This is a genomic window from Wandonia sp., assembly GCF_984588085.1.
Map to the genome: position 1 here is coordinate 1 of NZ_CFIGVI010000076.1, position 5,180 is coordinate 5,180.

Consider the following 5,180-nt stretch of genomic DNA (forward strand, 5'->3'; position numbering starts at 1 on the left):
AGAATGCGTAATAAACAACAGGAAAGACGCAGTAAACATCGGTTTTCAAATCAGGAAAACCTGAGCTAAACGCTCTTCTCAGGAATGGTTTAATTCGTAAATTCGAGCTTAAAAATTGAAAAAATGATAACCATCTGGATCGGCTCTTTTTGCATTATGCTCCTTATTATTTTTCAGTTACTACTCGCGCTGGGATTTCCTCTGGGAGAATACTCAATGGGAGGTAAGCACAAAGTACTCCCTCCAACACTTCGAATTGCCAGTATTTTGTCGGCTATACTCTTGGGTTTTGCCCTTTACACTCTACTGATTTTGGGTAATTTTATTCAACACAGCAGCCTACCTGCCTGGTATTATTATGCGGGCTATTCATTTGGCGGTTATCTTTGCCTTAATACCATTATGAATTTAGTTTCTCCAAGTAAAAAGGAACGATTTGTTATGACACCAGTCTCTGCGATTCTGGCTTTTTGCTTTCTTTACACTACCTACGTTGCTGTATTTTAACTAAAAAATTATTCCTCGTCCTTAAAAAAACCGGAAAAAACCTTTTTAATTGACGCTATACTTCCATTAATAACAGGCCCCAAATAGTCAACAACAGAATCAGCAACGGCACCCCCTGCTTTATCTGCTACTTTTGTTCCCAATTTCTTTACTACACCTTTCAAGACCCCTTTCAGTGAGGTATCTTCTTTTGCCCCGACGGAGACAAATGCCCTTTTGATTTCTTTTTGGGAGGTCTCCGGTAAATATGACTCAAAGAGCGCAACAAATGCATCAGTCGTTAACCGAACAAGTTCCGGAGAAAAAGAACCATCCGTAATGTGATTAAGCTGTTTCAGTTTGGCACGTAAATGGTCAATGAGGTACGGGTTACTAATTTCAATTCCTATCTTATCATTGTCTTTCAGAAAAACCGGACGTTTCAGCATCTCTTTCAATTCGTCATCCAACTCCTCTTTACTTGTCTGCCTGAGTTTTGATTCATACAACAGATTCCGGGCTTTCGCGCGGGTTACTCTCAGCTCAGATACCAACTCGTACAGATCAGGATTTTTTTCAAAAAGACCTAATTGTTGAAGTTTCATAAAAAGGAGTATATCAAAATCCCGCTTTGACATAGAGCCATAGGCAGGAGTCAGGTAACCTTTCAATAGTTCGGCAAACACCTCTTTTACCTTTTCAGCATTCTGTTCGTCTAGTTTCTTTATAATATTCTGCATAGTATTGCAAGCTCTGTTGTGTCCTTGTTATATCCTATTCTCCATAATATCAACTAAAGAGAAGTCAGGTTAATCTCAAATATACTACTTTATTGTTATTCCCATTTTTCACTCACCCCGTCCTTTTCCTCCTCACTATCAGCATACAAAACCTATGAATTAAAATGAACAAAAAATTTGCATGTACGGGATTTTATGATACATTTGATACTCAAGTATATGGTAGGCCTACCTCTTCTTGACGAAGTCTTTTATTTATATAACTAAATTTCAAAACAATGAAAAAACTTGTTTTTGGTATTGCTACTTTAGTAGCAGTCGCATCGTTTCACTCCTGCCAGAAAGAAAACATTTCTGTTAGTGATTCGAAAATTACCCAAAATAAAACGAACAATACTATTCGTTCAACGAATGGGGAGTTGGTTTTTGAAGATGAAGCTCATTTTCTCTCCAGCCTGCCTCATCTTGCAGAAATGAGCGATGCCGAGCGTATAGCCTGGGAAAAAGCAATCGGTTTCGAATCCTTGCTCTCTATCGAACAACGAATAATGGAGCTGGAGAACCAACGAATAGAAAAATTTTTCGAAGGTATTGATCCCGACTTAACAGTTGCAGAATATGAGGCAATGGGGTTGTATTACCAACCTTCGGAAGAATATCTTAATTACCTGCAAACTGGTGTTCTTGAACGACTGGAAGAAAAAGACGGATCCATTTCTACACGCGTATCTGTTACCGATCCATCCTTTCACTATGTTTTGGGAGCGTCCAGAAAAGTTCATGTAGGCGATCAGTTATATGAATTCAACGGAAGTGTTCTGAAGGTATATGACAATACCGGAGCAATAGTCAAAGAAATAGACTATAACTCTCAGGAAAAGCTAAATGGGGAGTATAACTTCACACGCGGAATTGGTCCTTCAGGAAACCGAGGAGGATGGATTAACGACCCGGCCAGAGGCTCTAATTATCGATATCGAAGTTTTGTTACTTTCACCTCTTCTTTTACGACTTCTTCACTTTCGCAAAACTACTATTGGTATGCCCGTGCAGAGCAGAGAAGATTTGGTAACTGGGCAACAAGAAATAACTATCTACCAATATGGGGATTTCAGGCAAGTTGGAAATTTGACTATTGGATCATATACAATGGGGATCCTTACGGAACAGTCATTGACAGTGACTCTCCTTTAAATATGCTTAACAACAGTAACGGTTATGCAACTTCTCCTTATGGATTATCAAATCTGAATACCAACTATACGATACGATACCTTTACCCACACGGAGGCTATTCCATCAATCCTGCTACAGCAGGTTTTAGCTTCTTTGAAAATGTACGTATATACAACAACAGCTATAGCAGTTCCTTCACTGGAGGAGTAAGTGGATACAGCTTCGTATTGTATAATTAAAACTTCTGGGTGCAACCTTTAAAGTGTGCCCTGCTTTTTCACACAACTAAAAAGCGGATTCACCGGGACATAAACTTCCCGGTGTTTCTTTTTTTACCAAGCAACAACCTGTACACCAGGTGAATAATGAATTTTATCCGGCAATCCTTTTACCAGACTTGAAAACCTGGGGTAAGACAGGGTCAATTCTTCAACATCAATCTTTTTCAGAGGCCATTCTATATGGTGAATATCAAATTCATGTATATCCTGCCCTATATCCTGAAAAAGCGCATACCGTTCTGTCAACCACTTATCAAGAGAATCTTTTTGAAGGACCGTCTCCCCTGTCATAAAAGACAGCTTCAATACATCTCCGAAACGTTCATTTGTTGAGACATACCTCCCCTTCTCCCGCTTCATACCTGAATATCTGTATGGAAGACCGGATAGCCCTCTGGCCATTTTACAAGACAATAATTTACCTCCTTCTATACTTAGGAAATAAACCCCCTGTTTATTATTTCTTCGCACATAGGTACGTATATTGATTTCGTCGAAATCCGAAACCGGAGAAAATGCAGGTAAAATCCGAGGGCGAATTTTATTCATTGTAAATGCCACAACAGAAACCCATGCATTCCCCTCAAAAAGATCAATTTCCAAATGACCGGGAACAAATGTTCTCAGTTCATCCACCATTACTTTCCAATGCAAGAAAACAGCTTTATTCCATTCCTGATAGTACTTCCATTTTCCGGAAGGCAGTGCATAAGGTCTGTGTTTCGTTTCTTTAAGCAGATCTTGAATTATCATCCCGATCTATTAATAATTCCCCACAGATAACAACACGAGTGTACAGGCATTCTCTGTACTTATTCCGTTCTCGTTCAATACTTTTTCAAAATCCGGGTTCTCTGCACCGGGATTAAAGATCACTCTTTTCGGATGCAGTTCCAGAATATCTTTGTAATACCCTTTCTGATTTCTCGCAGATAAATACATAGTCAATGTATCAACGGGTTCATGAACGGGTATTGAACGCACGATAGACACTTCTCCTACCACTCCTTCTCTATTTCCCACTGCAATAACCGGGTGTTGATGTTTTTGCAACAACAATAGAGCCTGATAAGAGTAACGATCTTCTTTAGGGCTTGCTCCCAATACTAATGTTAACTTCTTTTCACTCATAGCCAAGTTTTTGAACATTTGCTCTCCTTCTCAGAGAAGATTCGTAAATGGTTATTACCGACAGCATCATCAGTAAACAATAAAACGTATCCTCAACCGGAATTGTATACAGGCGAAATCCAATTATCTCGCTTTCGCTATACCACACTACCTGATCGGGAATGAGACTCCCTGTAAGCACGCCATTGACAAGTAAAAACGGAATCAAAATAAACAGAAAAGCTAAATAAAACCTCCCCAGATACGTTCTATTATTCGTAAGCACAAACTGATGAACAGACAGCAATAGTATTAAAAGAACTGCTGTCAGAAAAGTGTACCACTTCTCCCATCCTATAATCAATAACGCTATGCTTAACAAAAGCCACAGTGCATTGATTCTTTTCCCCCATTTTTGAACAGAATTATTTTTATCGTAATAGCGGATTACTTCATAGATAAAAACGCAAGCATAGGGAATACAAAAGAAGAATAATACTTCTTCAATTGGAAGATTCACAATAGATAGTCCAACAAGATAATTCTGATTAAATCCCCAAAAACCAAAATGTGTAAAGACGCTATCCCAAACGATAAACACAAACGCTACTATAACGATAGAAAACCAGATTTCTTTTTGATTCTGTCTCATCAAAACTCTTTCATCCCACGTTTTAAACAACGGGTACGAAATAGAAAATATGTTCAGAAACAAATATAGATATGTAAGCATTATTTCCCTTTTTTTCTTTTTAGGTAACCTGCCGCTTCAACAAAATACTTACGAGGTACCAGTAACATCCCGAAACATTCACCATCCTCAGGCCCCAAATGTTTATGATGTACTTTATGTGCTTTCCGAAGCGCCATGAAATACACATTCTCCGTGTGTTTAAAAAAAGGTAATCGCTGATGAATTAAAACTTCGTGAACAAAAAAATAACAAATTCCGTACAATGTAATCCCGATTCCCACATACAATTTCCAATCCAGTCCATCCATAATACCGAACATAATAAACAACCAGGAAGGAATCCCGAAAACAGTTGAAAAGAAGTCATTTCTTTCCAGTTTTTTGTTGTGTGGAACGTGATGATCTCTATGTAAACCCCACAGAAAACCATGCATTACGTATTTATGCAAAAACCACGCAAAACCTTCCATAAAAAGGAAGGTTCCCGTAACAATTAATATATTAATGATAATCTGCACACTACAAATTTAAGCCGAAATAGGTTGTTCCAAGTCAAAAAGTGCAATGAATTTAGCATAAAAAAAGGACGTGGTTATTTCCACGCCCTTAATTACATTTATTACTAAACTAAAACAATCTATTTAATCACCACCTTAACAGGCTTCAATGTATGTTCTTTATCTGAGTCAATGC

The 5,180-nt window shown here is 38.2% G+C and carries 7 protein-coding genes; 2 read left to right on the plus strand and 5 right to left on the minus strand.

All coding sequences use genetic code 11. The features are described 5' to 3' along the window. Positions 1–123: 123 nt before the first annotated feature. Complete coding sequence (locus AC4PL9_RS14890; RefSeq protein WP_491605545.1) at positions 124–507, plus strand: hypothetical protein; 384 nt, start codon at positions 124–126, stop codon at positions 505–507. An 8-nt stretch (positions 508–515) separates the two neighbouring features. Here the strand turns inward: AC4PL9_RS14890 and AC4PL9_RS14895 are convergent, their stop codons facing one another. After that, entirely contained in the window at positions 516–1,226 is a 711-nt protein-coding gene (locus tag AC4PL9_RS14895) for a hypothetical protein (protein WP_491605546.1), read from the minus strand. 278 nt (positions 1,227–1,504) lie between these two features. On the opposite strand from AC4PL9_RS14895, the gene AC4PL9_RS14900 reads away from it, so the two are divergent. Continuing rightward, on the plus strand, positions 1,505–2,641 hold the full coding sequence (locus tag AC4PL9_RS14900; protein WP_491605547.1) for a hypothetical protein: 1,137 nt from the start codon (positions 1,505–1,507) through the stop codon (positions 2,639–2,641). A 93-nt stretch (positions 2,642–2,734) separates the two neighbouring features. Here AC4PL9_RS14900 and AC4PL9_RS14905 read toward each other — a convergent pair whose 3' ends face one another. From AC4PL9_RS14905 to AC4PL9_RS14920, 4 genes are read right to left on the minus strand one after another with little or no spacing between them, the layout of a single operon-like run. After that, positions 2,735–3,436: a YqjF family protein gene (locus tag AC4PL9_RS14905; protein ID WP_491605548.1), complete on the minus strand. Its 702-nt coding sequence runs from the start codon at positions 3,434–3,436 to the stop codon at positions 2,735–2,737. A 9-nt stretch (positions 3,437–3,445) separates the two neighbouring features. Beyond that, the gene (locus AC4PL9_RS14910; RefSeq protein WP_491605549.1) at positions 3,446–3,814 is read right to left on the minus strand and encodes a CoA-binding protein; all 369 of its coding nucleotides are present in this window, start codon (positions 3,812–3,814) and stop codon (positions 3,446–3,448) included. Continuing rightward, the gene (locus tag AC4PL9_RS14915; RefSeq protein WP_491605550.1) at positions 3,807–4,526 is read right to left on the minus strand and encodes a lycopene cyclase domain-containing protein; all 720 of its coding nucleotides are present in this window, start codon (positions 4,524–4,526) and stop codon (positions 3,807–3,809) included. Before AC4PL9_RS14915 ends, AC4PL9_RS14910 begins: the two co-directional genes overlap by 8 nt. Then, positions 4,526–5,005 carry a sterol desaturase family protein gene (locus AC4PL9_RS14920; RefSeq protein ID WP_343790558.1) on the minus strand — a complete coding sequence of 160 codons (480 nt, stop codon included), beginning with the start codon at positions 5,003–5,005 and terminating at the stop codon, positions 4,526–4,528. The genes AC4PL9_RS14915 and AC4PL9_RS14920 overlap by 1 nt, the downstream gene beginning before the upstream one ends. Positions 5,006–5,180 lie beyond the last annotated feature (175 nt).

Bases quoted from the DNA above. Each gene is read 5' to 3' on its own strand.
- AC4PL9_RS14910 (WP_491605549.1), bottom strand. From the start codon at position 3,814: ATGAGTGAAAAGAAGTTAACATTAGTATTGGGAGCAAGCCCTAAAGAA.
- AC4PL9_RS14905 (WP_491605548.1), bottom strand. From the start codon at position 3,436: ATGATAATTCAAGATCTGCTTAAAGAAACGAAACACAGACCTTATGCA.
- AC4PL9_RS14895 (WP_491605546.1), bottom strand. From the start codon at position 1,226: ATGCAGAATATTATAAAGAAACTAGACGAACAGAATGCTGAAAAGGTA.
- AC4PL9_RS14915 (WP_491605550.1), bottom strand. From the start codon at position 4,526: ATGCTTACATATCTATATTTGTTTCTGAACATATTTTCTATTTCGTAC.
- AC4PL9_RS14890 (WP_491605545.1), top strand. From the start codon at position 124: ATGATAACCATCTGGATCGGCTCTTTTTGCATTATGCTCCTTATTATT.
- AC4PL9_RS14900 (WP_491605547.1), top strand. From the start codon at position 1,505: ATGAAAAAACTTGTTTTTGGTATTGCTACTTTAGTAGCAGTCGCATCG.